Source organism: Bacteroidota bacterium (assembly GCA_005882315.1).
GTDB lineage: Bacteria > Bacteroidota > Bacteroidia > Chitinophagales > Chitinophagaceae > VBAR01.
In genome coordinates, this window is the sequence record VBAR01000001.1 from 1,602,381 (window position 1) to 1,624,453 (window position 22,073).

General features: G+C 38.3%; 18 protein-coding genes. 8 read left to right on the forward strand and 10 right to left on the reverse strand.

Annotation, left to right across the window (positions count from 1 at the left end; translation table 11 throughout):
- Positions 1-14: 14 nt before the first annotated feature.
- Positions 15-1,937, reverse strand: a complete 1,923-nt coding sequence (locus tag E6H07_06655; GenBank protein ID TMI65586.1) for a hypothetical protein — start codon at positions 1,935-1,937, stop codon at positions 15-17.
- Between the two features lie 22 nt (positions 1,938-1,959).
- A complete protein-coding gene (locus tag E6H07_06660; protein TMI65587.1) occupies positions 1,960-3,399 on the reverse strand; it encodes a redoxin domain-containing protein in 1,440 nt (479 codons plus the stop codon).
- A 178-nt stretch (positions 3,400-3,577) separates the two neighbouring features.
- Here E6H07_06660 and rlmD point away from each other — a divergent pair, with 178 nt between their 5' ends.
- The 7 genes from rlmD (at position 3,578) to E6H07_06695 (ending at position 11,127) form a co-directional block, all read left to right on the forward strand.
- Positions 3,578-4,990 (forward strand): 23S rRNA (uracil(1939)-C(5))-methyltransferase RlmD, encoded by a 1,413-nt coding sequence (gene rlmD / locus E6H07_06665; protein TMI65588.1) that lies wholly within the window; start codon positions 3,578-3,580, stop codon positions 4,988-4,990.
- An 81-nt stretch (positions 4,991-5,071) separates the two neighbouring features.
- Positions 5,072-5,800 (forward strand): rhomboid family intramembrane serine protease, encoded by a 729-nt coding sequence (locus tag E6H07_06670; GenBank protein ID TMI65589.1) that lies wholly within the window; start codon positions 5,072-5,074, stop codon positions 5,798-5,800.
- A gap of 72 nt (positions 5,801-5,872) precedes the next feature.
- Positions 5,873-6,820, forward strand: a complete 948-nt coding sequence (locus E6H07_06675) for a rhomboid family intramembrane serine protease (protein ID TMI65590.1) — start codon at positions 5,873-5,875, stop codon at positions 6,818-6,820.
- Between the two features lie 99 nt (positions 6,821-6,919).
- A complete protein-coding gene (locus E6H07_06680) occupies positions 6,920-8,053 on the forward strand; it encodes an endonuclease/exonuclease/phosphatase (protein ID TMI65591.1) in 1,134 nt (377 codons plus the stop codon).
- 252 nt (positions 8,054-8,305) lie between these two features.
- The gene (locus tag E6H07_06685; protein TMI66485.1) at positions 8,306-9,799 is read left to right on the forward strand and encodes a cysteine--tRNA ligase; all 1,494 of its coding nucleotides are present in this window, start codon (positions 8,306-8,308) and stop codon (positions 9,797-9,799) included.
- 37 nt (positions 9,800-9,836) lie between these two features.
- A complete protein-coding gene (locus tag E6H07_06690; protein TMI65592.1) occupies positions 9,837-10,454 on the forward strand; it encodes a DNA-3-methyladenine glycosylase 2 family protein in 618 nt (205 codons plus the stop codon).
- 199 nt (positions 10,455-10,653) lie between these two features.
- Entirely contained in the window at positions 10,654-11,127 is a 474-nt protein-coding gene (locus E6H07_06695) for an outer membrane insertion C- signal (protein TMI65593.1), read from the forward strand.
- Positions 11,128-11,240: 113 nt separating this feature from the next.
- On the opposite strand, the gene E6H07_06700 is transcribed toward E6H07_06695, so the two are convergent.
- From E6H07_06700 to E6H07_06735, 8 genes are all read right to left on the reverse strand, one after another.
- Complete coding sequence (locus E6H07_06700) at positions 11,241-11,642, reverse strand: hypothetical protein (protein ID TMI65594.1); 402 nt, start codon at positions 11,640-11,642, stop codon at positions 11,241-11,243.
- Between the two features lie 88 nt (positions 11,643-11,730).
- On the reverse strand, positions 11,731-14,505 hold the full coding sequence (locus tag E6H07_06705; protein ID TMI65595.1) for a S9 family peptidase: 2,775 nt from the start codon (positions 14,503-14,505) through the stop codon (positions 11,731-11,733).
- Between the two features lie 105 nt (positions 14,506-14,610).
- Positions 14,611-15,720, reverse strand: a complete 1,110-nt coding sequence (locus tag E6H07_06710; protein ID TMI65596.1) for a hypothetical protein — start codon at positions 15,718-15,720, stop codon at positions 14,611-14,613.
- A gap of 146 nt (positions 15,721-15,866) precedes the next feature.
- On the reverse strand, positions 15,867-17,144 hold the full coding sequence (locus E6H07_06715; GenBank protein TMI65597.1) for a sodium:proton antiporter: 1,278 nt from the start codon (positions 17,142-17,144) through the stop codon (positions 15,867-15,869).
- 166 nt (positions 17,145-17,310) lie between these two features.
- On the reverse strand, positions 17,311-17,616 hold the full coding sequence (locus E6H07_06720; protein TMI65598.1) for a hypothetical protein: 306 nt from the start codon (positions 17,614-17,616) through the stop codon (positions 17,311-17,313).
- A gap of 274 nt (positions 17,617-17,890) precedes the next feature.
- Entirely contained in the window at positions 17,891-18,994 is a 1,104-nt protein-coding gene (locus E6H07_06725) for a hypothetical protein (GenBank protein ID TMI65599.1), read from the reverse strand.
- A gap of 278 nt (positions 18,995-19,272) precedes the next feature.
- On the reverse strand, positions 19,273-19,710 hold the full coding sequence (locus E6H07_06730) for a hypothetical protein (GenBank protein TMI65600.1): 438 nt from the start codon (positions 19,708-19,710) through the stop codon (positions 19,273-19,275).
- Between the two features lie 89 nt (positions 19,711-19,799).
- Positions 19,800-20,828 carry an exo-alpha-sialidase gene (locus E6H07_06735; protein TMI65601.1) on the reverse strand — a complete coding sequence of 343 codons (1,029 nt, stop codon included), beginning with the start codon at positions 20,826-20,828 and terminating at the stop codon, positions 19,800-19,802.
- Positions 20,829-20,973: 145 nt separating this feature from the next.
- On the opposite strand from E6H07_06735, the gene E6H07_06740 reads away from it, so the two are divergent.
- A complete protein-coding gene (locus tag E6H07_06740; GenBank protein ID TMI65602.1) occupies positions 20,974-21,831 on the forward strand; it encodes a helix-turn-helix domain-containing protein in 858 nt (285 codons plus the stop codon).
- The last annotated feature ends 242 nt before the right edge of the window (positions 21,832-22,073 follow it).

The window sequence follows — 22,073 nt, forward strand, 5'->3', positions numbered from 1 at the left end:
AGGAGGCTTTTTATTTACTTCAATGTTTGGAATACTTTCTGGTTTATAACTACCGGGTATTTCTTTTTTAATTGCGCTATCCATTTTTCATCCAGCATATTCTGATAGTCGGTTATAACCAGGCCCTTTGCTTCTTCATATGAACGGGGGCTGGTAGTATTATGTAGTTTTATAACCCATGCGAATGAAGCTGATTTATCATTGGGATTGATCAGCGGCGTAGTCACCATTCCTTCTTTAAATGCTATTTTGTTTTTATTGGAAATATTTTCCAACTCTGTTCTTGATGAATCGGCAGATACTTGTTCTTCAAACAGGGTAATTGTAGTTTGCCAGCCTTCGGGCTTTTCTTTTATTTTATTGAATAGGTCAGTTGCAGTTGTTTCATTGTTGCAATAAAAAATAACTGCATCTGCGCTGGGTTTCCAATTATACTTTAACTGGTTACTTTCATAATATTTTTTCAACCCAGCTTCATCAGTTTGTGCTTTATTCCAGATATCCCGTTGCATGATCTCAAAAAACAGGTTGCCATCTTTAAACTCAGTCATCTGGTTACGAAAATCTGCATTATACTTTTCAAGATTTTCACGGTAGTACTGCATCACATTTGCCTGTACAAATTCTTCCATCAACTCATCCTGTGATTTTACATGACCCTGGCTGTTGATGCGAAATACTTGTACATAACCGATCCAGTCAGGTATCCGGAATGTACTGTCGCCGATCTTAAACAGTGGCGCATTTTTATCCTGTTGCGAACCGATGCCCAAACGGGAATTGGTAACTATGCTATCCGTATATGCTTTCAGTACATCAGCTTTATAAGGGAAACTTTTAAAGCCTGCCTGTTTTTTTACTTTTTCTACCAGGTTTTTTTGAGAAGCAGAAGTTCTATCAAGTTGATTCACCAATGCTTTTAGCCGGGTCATATTTTCTTTATTGTTACTGTCCTTTACAACAGGTTCAGTTCCGGTTCTTTTAATGATATGGTATCCGTGTGAAGTGGAAAACGGCATGCTCATATCATTATCTTTTTTAAGGCTAAAAGCAATTTTTTCAAACTCAGGTTCAAATTGTCCAATGCCGAAAGCCTGTACATTTCCACCTGCCATCGCCGATACATAATCATTGCTATAACTCATGGCAAGAGTTGAAAATTCAGCACCCGCAACTGCAAGTTGATAAACAGAATCAGCCCTTCTTTTTACGGCAGCCCTTTCATTTTCACCTGAACCGGGAGGATATGCGAATAAGATCTGCTGAATTTTTAATTTACCTATCGCCGGTCTTTCTCCTAAGTTTTTAAAAATATGATAACCACTTTTGCTTCTGAAAGCAATTGAATGTTTTCCTGCCGGGGTTGTGTATATTATATTTTCTAAAAAATAAGGGAGGGTGAATACTGTTATATAACCCAGGTCACCTTTATTGCTTTTAGCTGAAGGATCATCAGATAGATCAGCAGCTACTTTCATAAAATCTTCGCCGGCACTGAGTCGTTTTATTGCTTCATCTTTCTTTTTATCTGCGGCAGCCATATCATTTGCAAAAGCAATAAAAATATGTGCAGCATGAATATCTTTCTGACTGCGTTTAAAAGCTTCTTTGGCTAGTTTATCCAATGCCTGCGGATCGGTCATATAGTTGTCTACGATCTGTAGCCTGAGGTTTTGTGTTTCGCTTACAATGGATGGCAGCGTATCATAACGTCTTGCATAGGCTTCACGTATTTTCAGTTTGGAGCGGATGTATACTTCAAGATATTCTTTCATAGCAGCCTTACGTGTGGCTCCCGGGATAAGGGAATTATTTTTATCAAATGCTTTTAAGAACTCTTTTGAAGTGACCGAATACTTTCCGTAAGTAAATAATGATTGGGAGTGAGCAGCTGTGAAGAAAAAAAACAGGACTGCTGAAAACAAAATTTTTTTCATACAATATGAATTTAGGTGTGGGTTAGTTGCCCTTCTTCAGTTTCAGATCAAGTATATCATCCATTTGCTCCCATGTGAGCTTTTTGGCAATGATGCGCTTGTCTTTGTCAAGCAAATATAATGTAGGAAAGCTCTGCACATCATATAACTGTGAATAACCCGGAATGTTTGCAGTAATCCGCTCCCGTTCCGCTACTCTTGAATAAAACACATTTACCCAGTTCAGTTTATGCTCACGGATAAACTCTTTCCAGTCTTTTATATTGCCTGTAGTTTCCTTGGAAACAGAAAAGATCTTTACACCAGTCGCCTTCCATTTTGCATTATAGATGCTGTCGATCCTTGGGATCATTTCTTTACAATGCCCGCAAGTAGCATCCCAGAAACATAACAGGGTGTAGGGAGCTTTAACAGAGTAGAGGGATACTTTTTTACCTGTACTATCCGGTAATTCAATATCCGCTGCAGGCGTACCAAGAATATTTGACATTAAGTTGTAAGCCCTGTCTGTAACCATTTTCTTACCATTTGCATTCATCCACGGATATTCTTTATTGGCAAGGTATTTTTCATACAGGTGTACAAATACAGCATCTTCCCACATGTATTTCTGGTTATAATAGCGGTTAATAAATTTTGCCAGCATAAATCTCGTCATGTCGGGGCTGATGGTAGCAAAGCCCATCATATAGTCAATCTCTTTTATTACCGAATCGGCCGAAGGAACCACGACGGTTTCAAAATACTTGTCCAATTTACCTTCAAAGAAGGTGGTACGGGCAAACATGTCATCCCAGAAATCTACTCCATCCCAGAAATGTGATTTGTAATAACGGTAAGCATATGCAGTATCATATTTTCCTTTGGGGTGGAGGTTAGCCGGTGGTATAATAGGTTCTTCCATTCCTTTCAGCAGGCGGGCCAATATTCCTGTTGGATTTTTTTTGATAAGACTGTCCCGGTATTTAGCAACCTCTATATCTAATTTTAAGATCTCATTGTTCAGTAAGGTTGAATCTGCTTTATTAATAGCAACAGCCAGTCGGTTTTTAGTACCGTTAATAATTGAACCCTTTTCGCCCATGTACCGCTGGTAAAGATTAAACTCTGTGTTGTAGTCTGAATTTTCAAACGACAAACCGGTAATTTTATTAGAGGTATCTATATTTATAGAAAACCGCTGATTAAAATCCATGAGGAATTCATAAAAACCACTTTTGTTAGGAAAGCCCAGCAGGTAAATGCCACGACCTAATTTATTGTTTCCCCTGAAAACTCCCTCGCTTTTGTCATCCAGCAAAACAGAATCAACGATCGGGTATTGTTTAGCACCAAAATAATGGCCGAGATAGATATACTGCTGTTTAAAGGGTTTGAACGTGACCTTTATTTCATACCCATCGGTTTGGGCAGAAGCGGATAAAAAAACAAAAAGAAAAAGGACTGATAAAAATTGTTTCATAAGTATGAATAGCTGGATAGCAGGTAAAGATATAAAATCAGGAATTACAAGTTTAATGTTTAAGGAGTTTAACGTTTAAAGTTGATGATGTATGCAAGAGGCGGATTGCATAGTAAAGGTTGTATTACAGGTAACTTTTTACATTGAACCTTAAACCTTAAACGGTTAGCTTTGCGCCGTGGCAAGAAAAAAGAACAGAAATATCGTATTGGAGAAAGTGTTAGTAGAGGACTATGCAGCCGAAGGCAAAAGCCTGGCGAGAGTGGATGGCAAAGTGGTATTTATTGAACGGGTTGTGCCAGGCGATATAGTAGATGTCCGGCTTTTAAAAAGCAAAAAGGATTGGGCGGAAGGCTATCCGCTTCAGTTTCATGATTATTCCAAAGACAGGGTACAGCCCTTCTGCTCTCATTTTGGGGTATGCGGCGGCTGCCAGTGGCAGATGTTGCCATATGATAAGCAGCTTTCTTATAAACAGAAACAGGTGTCCGACAATCTTACAAGGATCGGAAAAATACCATTGCCGGAAATGATGCCGATACTCGGCGCAGCGGAAACAACATTGTATCGGAACAAGTTGGAATTTACATTCAGCTCTAAACGGTTTGTACCTGAAAAAGAGTTTGTAAAAGGAGAAAAAATAAATGAAGAAGGAGCCTCGGGTTTTCATGCAAAAGGAATGTTTGATAAAGTAGTGGAGATAGAGCATTGCCACCTGCAGGCCGAACCTTCCAATGCCATACGAAAAGCTATAACCGGTTTTGCAAGAAAAAATAATTATAGTTTTTATGATTATAAACTGCACACTGGTTTTTTAAGAACCCTCTTATTGCGCATTACCACCACCGGCGAAGTAATGGTAAACCTGGTAATGGGTGAGGATGATGAAGCAAAAAGAAAACCGCTGCTGGAGCATTTAATGAAAGAGGTGCCGGGAATTACCACATTGCTTTATACCATTAATACAAAATTCAATGACAGCCTTTATGATCTGGATCCTGTTGTAGTAAAAGGCAATGGCTATGTAATGGAAACGCTGGAAGATTTTAAATTCAAGATAAGCCCTAAATCTTTTTTTCAAACCAATACCAAACAAGCGGAGAACCTGTACCGGGTCGCAAGAAATTTTGCAGAGCTAACAGGTAAAGAAACTGTTTATGATTTGTATTGCGGTACCGGCAGCATTGGCATATTTGTAAGTAAACAGGCAAAGAAAATAATAGGAGTAGAATTGATAGCTGAAGCAATTGAAGATGCAAAGCAAAATGCTGCTTTGAATAGTTTAACTAATACCTCTTTTGTTGCAGGCGATGTCATCAAAGTTTGCGACGATGATTTTTTTGCAACGCATGGCAAACCGGATGTTATCATTACCGATCCGCCGCGGGCAGGCATGCATGATAAATTAGTTCAAAAAATTCTGGATATAGCTGCGCCAACAGTGGTGTATGTAAGTTGCAACCCCTCCACGCAGGCAAGAGACCTGAATAGGCTGGGCGAAAAATATATAGTTACAAAAATTCAACCCGTAGATATGTTTCCGCATACACATCATATAGAAAATGTGGTGCAATTGAAACTAAGAGATTAAAAGAGTAAAGGAGAAAAAGAGAAATTGTAAAACTCTTTAACTCTTTTTCTCCTTTGCCCTCTTAGCTTAACTTTACCATTTATGAGCAATTTCCGTTTTACAAAGCCCGAAGCATTTCCCCCGATAATAAAAAACCTCATCATCATTAATGTGCTGGTATGGCTGGCACAACTGATGTATGACAAACAATTTGACCTGACAAGTAAATTGGGCTTATGGACAATACAAGTCGATCAATTCAAGCCTTACCAGTTTGCCACACATATGTTTGCGCATGCATCTTATGATCCATTTGGAAGGATCGTTTTCTTACATATTTTCTTCAATATGTTTACGCTTTGGATGTTTGGCCGGATATTGGAAAATGTATGGGGAGCTAAACGTTTTTTATTTTTTTACCTCGCCTGTGGTATCGGCGCAGCTATTTGTCACGAGGCAGTTCAGTATTTCAGGTATGAAGATGTAATGGCGCAGATAAATACTGCATTTCAAAATGGGAATATGGAAAGAGCACAGGAAATTGTAAATCAAAATGGGATTGGTCCTGCCGTTGGTGCCTCCGGTGCTGTTATGGGAGTGATGGTGGCATTTGCATTACTCTTTCCGAATACTGAACTGTACATGATGTTTATTCCTATCCCTATCAAAGCGAAATGGGCCATAATGGCATTTGTTGCTTTGGATCTTTTTGGTGGTTTTGGCCGTTTCAGCGGCGATAACATTGCTCACTTTGCCCATCTTGGTGGGGCATTGACCGGATTTATAATTGTAATGATCTGGAACAAAGGGAACCGGAAAACGTTATACTAAAGTCAATAAAGAATTGTTTAAATTATTTGTCCTCACTTATGACTATTGACTATTCACTAATTTTACATTCCTATGGGCATTTACGACCGAGATTATAATTCAGAGTACGATAGTTATGTAAGGCGCAGGACATTTGATATCTCCGGCAATTCAGTATTTATGCTGATCGCCATCAATATGCTTGTTTTTGTTTTCTTACAGATGATCAGTCTGGTTTATTTTTTTGTGCATGGAAAAGAAACCGGTGGAGCTATGTTTGAGAAACAGGTATTAGATCAGTTGATGCTTCCTGCAAATGCAAATAGCCTTTTACACAAACCGTGGACAATCATTACTTATATGTTCACGCATTTCGGTCTGATGCATATTTTGGGAAATATGCTTTGGCTCTGGGGTTTTGGTACTATCTTAAAAGATCTGTGTGGCGATAAGATCATTATCCCGATTTATATCTACGGTGCATTTGCAGGGGCCTTATTCTTTTTTCTTTCATACAATTTTCTTCCGGTTTTTAAAGAACATACGGATAGTTCTGTACTGTTAGGAGCCTCTGCCGGTATCATGGCATTGGTAATGGCAGCAACAACTATGTCGCCGGGCTATAGAATATTTCCAATGCTGGCAGGCGGTATTCCGCTTTGGATACTTACCACCTTATACCTGCTCATTGATATTGCTACAATACCGAAAGACAATCCTGGTGGACGCATTGCACATCTTGCCGGTGCATTGATAGGGTTTATTTATATGTACTGGTATAGAAAAAATAAAGATATCGGCGCATGGATCAATAATTTCTTTGCATGGGTCAATAATCTTTTCAATCCTTCAAAACCCAAACGAGGGAAAGTAATTAAGAGCGAATTGTTTTATAAATCAAAAGGCGAGCCTTATTCAAAAAAACCGAACCTCACACAGCAACGTATCGATGCGATTCTTGACAAGATCACCCATAAAGGCTACAGTTCCCTGACTGAGGAAGAAAAGGAATTGCTGAAGAAAGCAGGAGAAGAGTTGTAATTAGCTAGTAGCGAGTAGTGAATGGCGAGTGGGGTAAACCCACTAACTACTCGCCACTTACCACTCACCATTCACCACTGACTTTTGTAACTTGCACCAATGCCCACCCGCTTCCGACTTTTTACAAAAAGATTTTTTATCTATGCCCATATTGCAGTGGTATTTTTCTTTTTATTGTCCTGCCTTGTACCGCTGCTGAACCCTCAAAAATGGTGGTGGATCACATTTTTGGGTTTAGGTTTTCCAATATTGCTGCTGCTGGTGATCTTCTTTATGATCTTATGGCTTGTTTTTAAACCTCGCCTTGCATGGATAAGTGTTATTGCATTGCTGATCGCTTTTAAAAACATCACTGTGTTTTTTGCATTTAATAACCCTGGCACATTTACTAATAAAAAGGGAGCAGATACCTTAAGAATTGCAAGTTGGAATGTGGCCCGGTTTATTGAGATAAAAAAGAATAATAACAAGGGCAGCCAGACCCGCCTGAAGATGATGGAGCTGATCAAACAGCAGCAGGCTGATATTTTATGCTTACAGGAGTTTCAAACTTCTTTTAACCCGGAGTATTATGATAATATTTCCTATATAAAACAGGAACTCGGTTACCCGTTTTATTATTTCTCGTATGATGAAGATGGGGGTAATCATTTTTACAGCACTGTTATTTTTTCCATGTATCCAATTATTGACAGTGGGATAGTCCACTATCCCCGCCCTTCTATACCCGAAGCGCTGATACATGCTGATATAAAGTTGAATGATGATACGATCAGGGTTTATTCAACCCATCTGCAATCATTACAACTGAAAAAAACTGATTATGAAAATATTAATGAGCTCACAAAGGGTGATAGAGTTATTGATAATTCAAGATCAATTTTTTCAAAATTGAGTAGAGGTTCTGCGTTGCGTAGTACACAAGCTGAAGTGATAAAAATGCTGGTTAAGGACAGTCCCTACCCGGTCCTATTTGCCGGCGATCTGAATGATGTGCCCAATAGCTACACTTATTTCACTGTGAAGGGCAATATGCAGGATGCTTTTCTTAAAAAAGGGTTTGGCATGGGCCGTACTTTCACTGGGCTGGCTCCTACACTACGTATCGATTATATTTTTGCAGATAAAGATTTTAAAATAATACAGTTTAACCGCCTTGTAAAAAATCTAAGTGACCATTATATGCTGGTGGCGGATGTTAAACTTTCTGCAGGGCGGAAAAGAAACGAATAAATAACTACATTTACCTTATGAAGCCACGCTATTATAATCTGCGATGTTGTTAAATTCCCTTTCTCAGGGCAGTGCCCTATTTTTGCCACAGTTTTTTATTTAAATGAAACGGGAGACGTAAAACGTCAAACCGCATAATTATCGTTTCACTTTTCACATTTGACGTTTCACTATTGCTGAATAGAATTACCAAAGTACAAGAGTGCGACGCAACAGATGATGATAGCAGCACAAGAGCTGGTAACAAAAAATATCATGAGCGAACTAAAAATATACAACTCGTATTCAAGACAGAAAGAAGTATTTAAATCCATCACACCCGGCCACGTGGGTATGTATGTGTGCGGACCTACCGTAAGCGGTGAATCACATCTTGGGCATGCAAGACCATATATCACATTCGATGTGGTATATCGTTATTTAACCTACCTGGGTTACAAGGTCCGCTATGTACGCAATATCACTGATGCCGGGCATTTTGAAGAAGAAGGTCGTGAAGCGGAAGATAAAATTTCGAAGAAAGCTGTACTGGAAAAACTGGAACCGATGGAGTTGGTGCAGAAATACACCAATCTCTATCATTGGGCGATGGAACAATTCAATACACTGAAACCTTCTATTGAACCAACGGCTACAGGTCATATTGTTGAACAGATCGGAATGATCGAAGAGATCATTAAAGCAGGATATGCATATGAGTCGAAAGGCTCTGTTTATTTTGATGTAAAAAAATATGCAGCATCGCATGATTATGGAAAGCTGAGCGGAAGAGTGATCGACGATCTGTTGGAAACAACAAGAGATTTAGATGGGCAGGAGGAAAAAAGAGATGTAGCCGATTTTGCCTTATGGAAAAATGCAGCACCAGAACACATCATGCGTTGGAAAAGTCCCTGGGGTGTTGGTTTTCCCGGCTGGCATATTGAATGCTCGGCAATGGCAACAAAATATCTCGGTGCCCAATTCGATATTCATGGTGGCGGTATGGATCTTTTATTTCCGCATCATGAAAGTGAGATTGCGCAAAGCACCATCTGCAATCATGTAAGCCCGGTTCGTTACTGGATCCACAATAATATGATCACCATTAACGGCAAGAAAATGGGTAAGAGCTACAATAATGTTATTAAACTTACCGAATTATTCAGCGGCGATAACCCGGGGTTAGAAAAAGCTTATCACCCGATGGTAGTGCGGTTTTTTATTTTGCAGACACATTATACCAGCACTCTTGATTTTAGTAATGAAGCTTTACAAGCAGCTGAGAAGGGATTGAAAAGACTGTGGGATGCTTATGAGAAGTTAGGAGTTATGAGTTGGGAGTCAGGAGGTGAGGTTGATGCTGAATTGGATGCTAAAGTGAAAAAACTGATTGGAGAGTTTGATGAGTTTATGAATGACGATTTCGGTACGGCAAAAGTAATGGCAAGCATGTTTGAGATCGTACCGGTGATCAATTCAATAAAGGATAAATTGATTCCGGTATCGGCATTGAGTAAAGAAACATTTGAGCTGTTGCAAAAGCAGATGAAAGTGTATGTGGAAGATATTTTGGGATTGAAGAGTGTGACCGAAGCTGATAATGAAAAGCTAAAAGGGGTAATGGAGTTGCTTATTGATATTCGCAAAGAAGCAAAGGGTAAAAAAGATTTTGCCACTTCTGATAAAATAAGAAATCAGTTGACCAGGCTGGGGATCAATTTAAAAGATGAAAAAGGTGGCGAGATGAGCTGGGGCATTGATTAAATTTTTTTCTTTAATTCACGAACTCATAATTCAGTACATGCATTATATAGCTCACTTATCAAAAGACCAAAAGCTAAAGAAACTGATAGAGCAGCATGGCACGTTCAAACTAAAGAAACAAAAAAGCCTTTACCTCTATCTCTGCTATTCTATCATGAGCCAGCAGTTGAGTACTAAAGTGGCCAGTGTTATTAAAAAACGTTTCCTGGCTTTATATGAAGTTGAGCCAACAGCACAGCAGATCGTGGATACACCTTTTGAAAAACTAAGGGGCATTGGTATGAGCAATGCCAAAGTAAATTATGTACAAAATGTAGCCCGGTTTGAATTGGAACATGGAATGGGTTTTGATAAACTGAAAAAAATGAGCAATGAAGAAGTGATTGCTTATTTAACACAGATAAAAGGAGTGGGCCGCTGGACAACGGAAATGTTGCTGATGTTTGCCCTCTGCCGCGAAGATCTGTTTGCTATTGATGATTTGGGTTTACAACAGGCAGTAATTGGGCTGTATGAATTAAAGCACAGGAAAAAGAAAACAAAGAACGCTGCAATATTAAAAATTGCAGATCAATGGGCGCCTTACCGCACTTATGCATGCCTCTATCTTTGGCGATGGAAGGATAATCCACCTGCTATAAATAGCAAAAAATAAAATAGTTTTTATTTATAAATTAATAATCTATCAGAAAGGCTTTGCCGGCGTTTCTTTTGCTTTTTGTTTTAGCTTATCTTATTGAGATACACCATCGGTGATCCATTTTTCTGGTAATCAGTTTGATTTTCTTTTTTTATTTTAGAATCGATTAGTTTAACTTTAGTTACCATTAATTATTAAACCTAAAAGAATTTTTATGAAAAAACTACTTGTACTCACAGCTTTTGCTCTTTTTAGTTGCAGTGTCTTTTCCCAGGAACTTGGTGTTCGTGGTGGTTCGGTATTGGGAAATAATATCGCAATAGATGCGATGTTAAGATCGGGAAAAGCTAACCGTCTTCACCTGGATGTCTCTTTTGGAGACGATAACGGAAACGGTAACGAGGCTAACGGTGGTGTTGGTGTTGAGCTCTTATGGGATTTTTTACACAAGCCTTTAGGAGGGGAAGCCTTTTATTGGTATTTAGGTGCAGGACCCTCTCTGTTATTCTCTGATCCCTTCTGGTTAGGTATCAGTGGTGAAGCCGGACTTGAATACCGTTTTAAAACTGTACCGATAGTACTTGGTGCAGACTGGCGACCAACATTCTGGATAATCGATAACACAGACTTCAGTGGCGGTGGGTTCGGATTTATGGCCAGGTTTGTTTTTGGGCATAAGAAAAAATAAAATTTAAAACATACTACTTAAAAAAACGACCATTATTAAATGGTCGTTTTTATTTATATCTATAATGCATACCAACAACGGGTTAAAAAATATTAGTCATAAATCTGTTGGAATTATGGATTTGGACGTCCAAAGTATAACATATATCCGTCAGCATCCTTGACTTCAAATCCCCGCAAGCCATCATCGTTGTTTTGGAGAGGTGTAACAAACTCGACATTACGTGACAAGAATTCTGCGGACAGTGCATCGGGATCTGGAACATACATGTAAGCATCCCATCGGGCAATACCTTGTTTAATATCTCGTGTATAGTTCGGTACGGGATCGACACCAATTTCCTTCATCATGATCATTGCTGCCCCTCGTTGTACAATGCCGAAAAAGATGTCATCATCAGTGGGTCCTTGAAATGTGATGTCGAACCCGAGACGGTCACGATAAAATGACAGTGCCGCGGGAACATTCTTTACGATGAAGAATGGAGCGATGCCGGAAATTTCTGGTTTATTCATGTGGTTAATAAAGGGTCAGTTGTTGGTGTAGTTTACTAATCTTGAAACAAGTTTTAAACTTGAACACCAACAACTGAGTAAAAATTTATCAGAATGGTTTTGCAGGAGTTTCTTTTGCTTTTTGCTTTAGCTTCTCTTGTTGCGAAACACCATCAGTGATCCATTTTTCAGCCGACTTGCCAAGCAAGTAATGATCAAAAAATTCCCGCTGACGTTTCTGGTAATCAATTTGGTTTTCCTTTTTTGCCAATCCATGATTTTCATCTGCATATACCAGCATGATATGTGGCTTCTGCATACGACGCATAGTACTATACATTTCTATTCCCTGGTGCCAGTCAACAGCACCGTCTTTATCACCGAACGCAACAAGCAACGGCGTTTTTATATTAGCCGCCTGGTACATAGGCGAGTTGCGCATATGATCTTCCATCTTTTCATACCAAGGGCCATCAAAACGTCCCTGGCTGGTTTCAAAAATCTTACTGTCAGGTGTACCACTATTCCAGTAAATAGAATTGGACATACTGATCAAATTGGTAAGTGGTGCACCGGCGCATGCAGCACTGAAAAGATCTGTTTGAGTAATAATAAAAGATGTTTGATAAGCACCCCAGCTATGACCCATCAATCCAACCTTGGTTTTATCGATCATGCCAGTCTTTAATACTTCTTCCACAGCGGGCACAACGCAATTGACTGCACTTACACCCGGATCATTTATATCATATACAATATCCGGCCGGAAAACAAAATAACCGCTGCTTGTAAAATTGGCAGTATTGTAAGCACTGCGTTGTGAGGGGGATGAATAGGAGTGAACAGTATTAGAAAGTGTTTCATAAATATAGGTGATCATCGGGTATTGTTTTCCCGGTTCATAATTGGCGGGATAGAACAATGCACCCTGCATCTTCTTTCCGTTTTTATTTGTGTAAGAGATCAATTCACTTTTACCCCAGTAATAATCTTTTTGTTGAGGGTTAGTGTTTGCTATCAATTTTTCACCGGAGAAATTATCGGTCACAAATAAAGAAGGTGATTTATCAAAATCTTCCTTTGTATAAATAAAAGTGTTTGCATCTTTTGCTTTTGATAACCGACCGATCTGTGCATCTTCAAAAAGAAGTTTATCCAGTTTGTTCTTTTCATATTTAAAGAAGCCATACTTTTTTGACTTGTCTCCATATGCGCTGAACAGAACAGGTTTGCTATCATCAAGAAAAGGGTCTTCAAAATCGGTACGATAAACACGATACATTGTTTCATCCTTTTCTCCTTCAGTCAATTTTCTTGCACCCGTTCCATCAGGTTTTACTGCCCAAACATTGTATTCATCATACAATAGTATTGCTTTATCGTCTTTTAGCCAGCCACCGCTACCAACTGCCGGCCTGCTGGCGGGGTGATCATCTCTTGTATTCCAGAAATCAGTTTTAATATTTGCAGTGATGTTGGTGTTATGACCTGTTTGTATATTATAGGTCCACCAATGGTTGTCTTTAAAATAAGCCAGCCACTTTCCATCCGGTGAAGTGCGGGGAAAAGTATTAAACCCAGACATTGTTTTTTCAAAGGCGAGTTTTTCTGTACCTGTTTTTACATTTACCACCCAGGCATCAGCAAAATCTTCTTTGAAAGCAGGTTTATATTTATTATCAGTATACACTACTGCATATTTCTGGTTGCCTGTAAGCTGGGTAAGCGGGGCTTCTTCTTTGGCCAACTGGAAAAATGTATTGTTATCCGTATTCCATACACTTAAATAACCACGGCTGGTATCCTGTCCCAATGTCATTTTCTGACGCGGTTGAATCTCCGGATCTTTCCAATGCCATACATCTACATTCGCTGTTTTAGCAGGTGGAGTTTCTTTCTTAACAGCAACTGTTGCTTTGGTTGAATCTGTTTTCACACTGTCTTTTTTCGGTGGTGCATTATAAGTCCATTTATCTAATGCAAAGAAAACCGATGTCATATCATCACTCATGCTCACCACAGCTTTATTAGAAATACGCATGCCTGCCGGAAATCCTTTTGCTGTTTCGGGGTCAAATGTTTTTAATACGGGTGTTTTATAAATATCGGTGTAAGAATATACCACAGCATTTTCTTCGTCATACTTATCTTTCTTATATGATTTAATAAAGGCAAGCCCGTCACCTTCTTTCTGCCAGGTGAGCTTGGAAAATTTTAATGTATCACTGGCCAGTATCTTCAATGAATAATTCTGCAGGTTGAAAAGCTCGACCGAATTGCCCGCTGCATTAGCCGATTCAACAATATAAACGAGATAATCACTTTTTTTATTAAAACTATATTCTGTTACGTTACCGATAGTACGTGTTGTTCCATCTGATAAATTCTTTAACAGCAATACAGCGCCTTTATCTTTATTCTCTTTTGGAGGAGTGAGATAGGAAACAATAAATTTACCATTGCGGGAAAAACCAAAACTGCCAATATTTTGAATTGATTCTTTTTTACCGGTAACAAGATTCAGCAACCCCATTTTGTATTCAATGGGTTTTGTTTGCTCCCGCAGTTTTTCTGCTTCTTTAAATGGAACACCAATGCGATAAGCGATCCACTGGTTGTCTTTGGAAAATTCCGGTGAAGAGGCAAACTCTAATTTATAGCTGGTTTGTGTTTGTTTGTTAAGGATAAACAGCGTGTCATTATCTTCTTGTACAGTTACCTGGTAAGCTACCCATTCGCCATTGGGCGAAATAGTAGTAGCACCCAAACTTTGCCATTTGCCATAATCATCTGGTGAAAGATATTTTTTTGACTGTGCGTTTGTAGTTGAAGTAAACAAACAGAACAGGCACAGGCAAAAAAAGGAAATAGTGTGCTTTGTCATGATGGTAGAGTTTATTTCAAGGTAAGGAAATAAAAACTTTTTCCGTTTGGAATTGTTATAACCGGCATTTTTTATGTTTTGGATCAGCTAACTAAAAAAGCTATGCTAGTTCGCAAATGAGACTGAGGATCTTTCTTCTTTTTTTTGAAGGAGTTGCAATATTTTTTTTGATGCAGCCTTTACCTGTACCAGGTCCTTTTCTACGTCAGCTTCATTAAGAAAATTAAATGGTGTAAATGTTTCCCTTGTAATGCGATCAAGACTGCGGAAAGGCTGGCCTGCTTTCCATGTAGCATTGGCAAAGCGGGCAAATAATAATTTTTCATCGGTGGAAATGGTATTGTCAACTAATTCTTGCAGTACTGACGATGGCAATACTTTCCTTGTTGTTACCATGTAATTCATAGCACATTCTGCTGCATAAAAACCGGCGATATTCATGGCTATCTTTTCTTCTCTATAACTTTTCATTTTTATTGCATTCATTTCTTCCGGCGAAATAAAAGGCACCACGGGTTTGTTTTCACCTGTATAATAAGAGGAATCCAAATAAGCAGCGATGCGATAAGCAAAGTCTTTATCACGCAATAAACTGCGTAATTGTTCCAATTGTGCTTGCTTGCTATCTGGTTTCATTACGGTTTTCAGTAACGAAGCTGCATTCATTACCTGGCGATGATCTTTCTCTACTTCCTCAATTGATAAAGCAGATGCACTAATAAAATTGGAACGTTTTATTCTTTCAAGACTACGGAACGGCTGACCGGCTTTCCAGGTAGCATTAGCAAAACGGTTTAGAATTAATATGTTTGAATCATCAGCGTGTTTGTCAAGGATTTTTTCTATCCATTGCAATGGAGTAAGATCGCTGCGGCTGCATAAATAATTTATACCACATTCCAATGCATAAAAACCGGCAACATTTGTTGCGATCTTTTCTTCCTTCACAGATTTATCTATCAGTAAACTATCTTCATTCGGTTTAAAAAAGGGCGGAATTGTTTGCCCGGCACCAACATAATAAGCAGCTTCGAGTTCCATTGCCATTTCCAACGCAAACTTTTCGTTTTGCAGTAATGAGTCTATTTGCTTCAGTTCATTTTTTATTTTTTCTTCATTGTTCATAAGAGGCTCTCTAGGAGTTTTACTGTTGTTATTGCATGCTGCAAGAGCTATTACTACAACAATGAGGCCCGGTTTTAGAATGGGTTTCATTAAAAAGCAGGTTTTTGGGTGATTGAAATTACAACAATGAATGAGAAACATTTTGCAGTAAAGAAAGTTCAGCAGGAGTTTTATTATCAGCAAGTATTACTTATATCTTTCTGTTCAGGAGAATTGCAGGCCTATAAAGTCTTAAACTAATGTGTGAACTGCATTTGTAAAAGAAACACTAGTATACCTGCAACAAAACCGATCAATGCCAGCCAACTGATTTTTTTCAGATACCACATAAAATCAATATGCTCAATTCCCATCACTGCAACCCCTGCCGCTGAACCAATTATAATAGCACTTCCTCCTGTTCCTGTTGTTAATGCAAGAAACTCCCAAAAAGGATGATCCGTTGGATAGGTTGATAGATCATACATGCCTTGTGATGCTGCAACCAAAGGCACATTATCCACGATGGCAGAAAGTAACCCCAATGTGCTACCTATTAAATAATCATTTTTAAAAGTGGAGTTAAGTATGTCTGCCATTTCTTTTAATAAACCAAAAGATTGAAGGGCTGATACAGCTAACAATATCCCCAAAAAAAATAAAATACTTGGCGTATCTACTTTCTTTAATGCTTTAGCTACTGTAAATCTTGCTGCAATTTCTGCCTCTTTGCTTTTATGGACGATTGTTGTAATTACCCACATAAATCCCAACGCAAGCAGCATGCCCATAAAAGGCGGTAAATGGGTCAGTGTTTTAAAAATGGGCACAAAAATTAAAAAACCCACGCCGAAAAAAAGAATGATCTTACCATCTTTTTTTTCTTTTGGTGTACAAGTTGATTCAGGAATAGCACTGAATTTTTTCCCTTTAAAACGATATGCTACAATTAATGCAGGGATAATACAAACGGCAATACTCGGCAGTATGAGTTGCTTCATAATATTCAATGCAGTGATCTGCCCTCCGATCCAAAGCATGGTCGTAGTAACATCACCTAATGGCGACCATGCACCACCTGCATTGGCTGCAATTACGATCATACCGGCAAACCAAAGTCTGTCTTCTTTCTCATTTAATATTTTGGAACAAAGAGATGTCATCACGATCGCTGTAGTTAAATTATCCAGCAAGGCAGAAAGAAAAAATGTAAGTGCTGTTACAATCAGCAATAGCTTTCGCTTACTGGTGGTTTTTATTTGTTCAGTAATAATGTCGAAGCCATCGTGTGAGTCTATAAGTTCTACAATGGTCATAGCCCCTAACAAAAAGAAAAGAATGGATGCGATTTCTCCTAAGTGATGCAGCAGTTCCTCATTTACCGTATGAGTTGAATCACTTTGGAGGATATAAATTGTCCAGCAAAGTACTCCTGTAATTAAAGCAGAAGCAGCTTTATTGAGTTTTAGCGGATGTTCAAAAGCAATGGCAATGTATCCTAAAATAAAAACACTAATTATAATAGTTGTGATCATCTGCTAAGGTTTAATTTAAGTTATCTCAAATGTAACCAATAAAAACCTGCAGTCAGGGGCTTAGTTCATGTTGCCGGGAAATATGTCAAACCGAAAAATGTTTGCAGTGTGTTGGCGAGGTCATGATTATTCAAATTATCTGAACATCAAGAAAGGTGAACGGTGTTTACTCTAGGGATGCTGCATTGGGCCAGGAGCTTGGGATCAGGATAAATACCCATATGATAGAAAGCGATAAAATGTTTTTGGCTTGCAAAACCTGCAAAAGGCAGGGATCCGAAGGTGTACAATGATAACCCGCAGGATAAATGGAATGGGGAACCACATAATCCATCGCTCCGTAACCCATCACTTCTTTGAAACCTTTCGGAAGATTTTTCAACACCTCCTTGCGCAATTTTATAATTGCTTCTTTTCTATCCGCCGGTAATTCAGCAATATAGTCATCTGGTGTTTTGGCTTTCGATTGCATGGTTGTTTTGGTTTATTTTGTCAATGCGATGCCTTTATACTCTTTTGGTTGAGAATAAATTGTCGCACCAATACTTATCTATTATTTAACCTTCTTGACAGGTCTTTAATTTTCGATTTGTTGCTCGAATAGTTTATTGCTTGTCTGTTTTCGACTATTTGCACCGTATGTTCTTTTTAATGTCAAATGAAAAACAAGAAATGCAAAAATAATTGACAAATAATTTTAAAATCAGCAACAAACCAAGCCTAATTTTGTGCGTTCGTACTTATAGTTAATATATTCTTTCAAAAGACTTGCCAGTGAAACGATACACACCATTGGGACCTCCACCAAACCACAATTCACCTGTTTTGCTTTTGTAAATAATCCAAATAAAGTCACCATCGAGACCATCTTTTTTGGTAAAATTTTTCACGGAATTGCCATCATATCTCCATACACCAGATTCTACGGTCCCAAACCAAATATTCCCTGAAGCATCCTCTCCAATGGAAAAAACTCTGTCCAGGGAATTACCTTTGGTGTCTTCTTTTCTTAATTGATGTTGTTTTGTAAAATGGATGAATTCTTTACCATCATATTTTAATACTCCGATGCCCCCAATTGTACTGCCACCAGAATTATTTCCAATCCATAGATTACCCTTGCTGTCTTCCATTATGCATCGAATATGCAAAGATTCGGTTGTGCCATTTAATCCTAATGAGTCATTATTAAACACTTTTAATTGCTTACCATTGTACCCAATCAATGCACCATAAGTTCCAAACCAAACCGTTCCATTTTTACTTCTGACAAAATTTGTTGAAATTGAATAGTGATTCTCTTGCCCTGATTTTGTTTTGACAGGAAATGTGCGATACGAAAGTTTTTTTCCGTCATACTGATACGCCCCTGGATTCCCTTCAAGTTTGTTGTAGCCAGCTGTTTCATCACCTTTAAACCAAAGGTCACTGTCATTTAGTTTCCACTCGTTTTTTGAATTATAATTTCTTTCTTTGTAAACAGTTATTTTTTGACCATCATAAATACTTAATCCTTTGCCACATTCAAACCAGATTATGCCATTTTTATCTTCATAAATACTCCTGACCTGGTTGTCACTTAATCCGTTTTCTGTTGTGAAATATTGGAGATCACCATTATGAAGCAAACACACACCTTCGTTATAACTACCAAACCAAATATTTCCTTTACTATCTTCTAAAATTGAACGAACCCCGGTTGTGTACTTCAACAATTTGCTGTCAGTTTTAGTCTGTACTACCTGATTTTCTTTATTTGATTCACTTTGACTGATGCAAGAGTTTGATACAATAATCAAAAATGTGCAGCAAAGGATAAATATGTTTTGCCTATCTGATTTTACTTTCATTCTGCCGTTATTTTTTTGTAGGACGCACAGCACTTAAATATGTGCAATTTTGGTCATTTGCTTTATTAATTTTTTCCTGTTTATTCTACATCAGGGTTAATATACAAGCAAACTTTAATCTTACTAACCTTATCCGCCACTTGAGGTAATTTTAAACAACGGATGAATGTTAACCTGAGTTTTTCAGCATCCTTTATTTGTGGGTATGGCATAGATCACGTTGCCTGAAATAGATAAATTGAAGGACTTACCTTCTATAAAAGGAAAACGCCACTGCATTAATCCTTAAATTTATCATTGATGTTTTTCAAAAACACTTCATACATCCCCGACTCAATTTTTAAACCATTAAATTTTGCTAAAGCTAATTCTGCCTTAGCCTTTGACAATTCCTTTTCTAATTTCTTAGAAAGCTTCTTATTCACTTCACCATTATCACGCATTTGCGATAGAGTTTTAGTACAATAATCCCGCATGGCCGTTGAATAAGTAAATTCGTGCAAATCGTTATGATAAGGCGACGTAGAGTTATAAATCGTTCCATCCTCGATTGCTTTAGCAAGTCCGGCTTTGGTTGGGCCGTTCGGTTCCCGATCGATAACAACTTTAGCTTTTACCGAATCCACAGTTCCTACATAAACGGAATCTGTACTGCTTTGCCCGAAGCAAAAAAATCCTGTTGTAACCAACATCAATATCATTATACTTTTTTTCATCGTTTTTATTTTTTTTCAGCTTGGGCATAACTAATCATATCCGCCACCTGCGGTAATTTTAAACAATGCATGAATGTTAACCTGAGTTTTCAACATCCTCCACCTCTGGTTATGGAAATGGCATAAATGGCGTTGCCTGAAACAAATAAATTGAAGCCCTTATCTTCTACAGCAGGAAGTAATAATTTCCATGTTTTTCCCTTGTCTGATGATCTGAAAATGCCGTCAGGATGAGTACAAATGAAGTTTTCACCAACCTGGGTAATTGAAGTCTGGAAGGCTTGCACAAGAGGGCGATCATTCCAGGTCCGAAATATTGAATCAATAACAACTTTGTCCTGACGGCCGGCATCACCGGGCTGCCAGGTTTTACCGCCGTCGTAGGATGTACTTACCCCCCTGATATTCGCTGAAGTGGGAGTCAAAGCAGCGAATCCACCGTTGACCTGTTTTACATCGAAAACCGCACCACCCTCACTGGTCACAAACTCCCAGTTTTCGCCATTATCAGTCGATCTTATTATCCTTCTATTACTGATCGCCACCAGTACGCCATTCGACTCTGCCAAATGCCCTACCAAGTCTCCGGCATGGACATGTTTCCAGGTTTTTCCATTGTTATCAGTTTTAAAAAAGCCTCTGTCGGTGCCGATGAAAAGTGTACCTCCGGCAGTCTCAAAAGTGGTGCGTATTCCTGGTCTCTGAAAAATTTCGAATATCGGCGACCATACACTCGTTCCGTTTGTTTTTTTCAGATTTGCACCCCAGTAAAATATCCCGGACTTACCAGGGGGAATGCTGCTATGTTCGTCAGCGAAAATCTCTTTGGTCCAAAAAGGAGCTGTAGCATTTGGTGTACTGTGATAGAGTCCGTTTTCAACCCTTAAAAACAGCCCTTTATCATTTGCAAAGAAGCTATTTCCCCGGATACTATCTTTCTGCAAATTTTCCGGCAGCCCTTTGCTGATGTCCTGCCAGCTTTGTCCGCCATCAGTAGATTTAAAAACGATGTTTGCAACCCCCGGCTTATTATTATTTAGTTTTTGCTCACTATCCGTGATCGGAAATACAAAGGGGTAAAGAAAAAGGAGTAAAAACGAAAGGCTAAAGATTTTCATGACTATACTTTATTTGGTTAAAGAATAAAGTAAAGGTATTGGGCGTCAACTATCTTCAAGCTTTTTAATAGTAAAGAGATGTAAAGGATGCGTAAAACGTTTGTAAAACGACCGAAAACTGGGGTTTAATATATTATTTTGCATAATGAAGCCATTTGTTCTTTTCGGATATTCAATCATGATAATTGCTATTTTGATCTCTGCTGTTGCATTTATCAATAAAAAGAATGAGATCCCCGGGAAGCATGTAGAAGTTGTATTGCGTGATTTAGGACATCAACTTTTGCTTACAGCTAAAGATTCTTCATCCCGGGTGATGCCGGTTAAGAAATTAAATTCAACTACATACCAGATCTCCTTTCAAAATGACTTTGGTTTTATTTCAGACACACTCATCAATTTAGTTCAACGAACATTTCAAAAAAATGCCCTGGCAAATGATTATATAGTGAATTTGAGGAATTGTAAACAAAATGAAACTGTCTTTGCATTCGAAATAAATAGCCAGACAGGCGATCTAACACCTTGCAGAGGTCGTACGCTGGAGGTTAGTTGTTATGTTGTTGAAATTGAACTTTTGAAGAAAACTCAATTTAATTTCTTTTTGTTATTGCTGTTCATTATTCCTTTGATTTTTGTTGGTTATTATGTGAAAGATAAGTTTCGGAAAAAAGAAGAGGCAGCATCAATCGTCGATAATAGTGATTACATACAATTAGGAAACTTTAAGTTCCATACAGATAATAATGTTCTTAAAAGTGAGAATAAAACTATTGAGCTTTCGGAAAAAGAAACAAAAGCTCTAAAAATATTTGCAGAAAATATAAACCAGATCGTAGACAGGGAAAAACTGATGAAAGAAATTTGGGAAGATGAAGGTATAGTTGTGATCAGTAGAAATGTCGATGTATTGGTGTCTAAATTACGTAAGAAATTAAGCGATGATAACTCCTTTAAATTTATTAACGTACATGGTAGGGGTTACAAATTTATTATTGAGTAGATACCAGGTAAAATTCTAAAGTGTAAAACAAATTAGACGTGTGATCAATACTTTGTCAATGTCATGAATTGTCTGATTTAGATTTACACGATTTCGTGTCAACGAGCAGGGCTTGCTGCTGTGCTGGAAATTATTTTCGTCCAGCTCGGAACTGAAGCCCAATACAATTACTAATGATGAAGTTAAGAACAAAAGTCGAATAGAATTACGTATGACCGGACTGCAGCTGATAGCGAACAAAA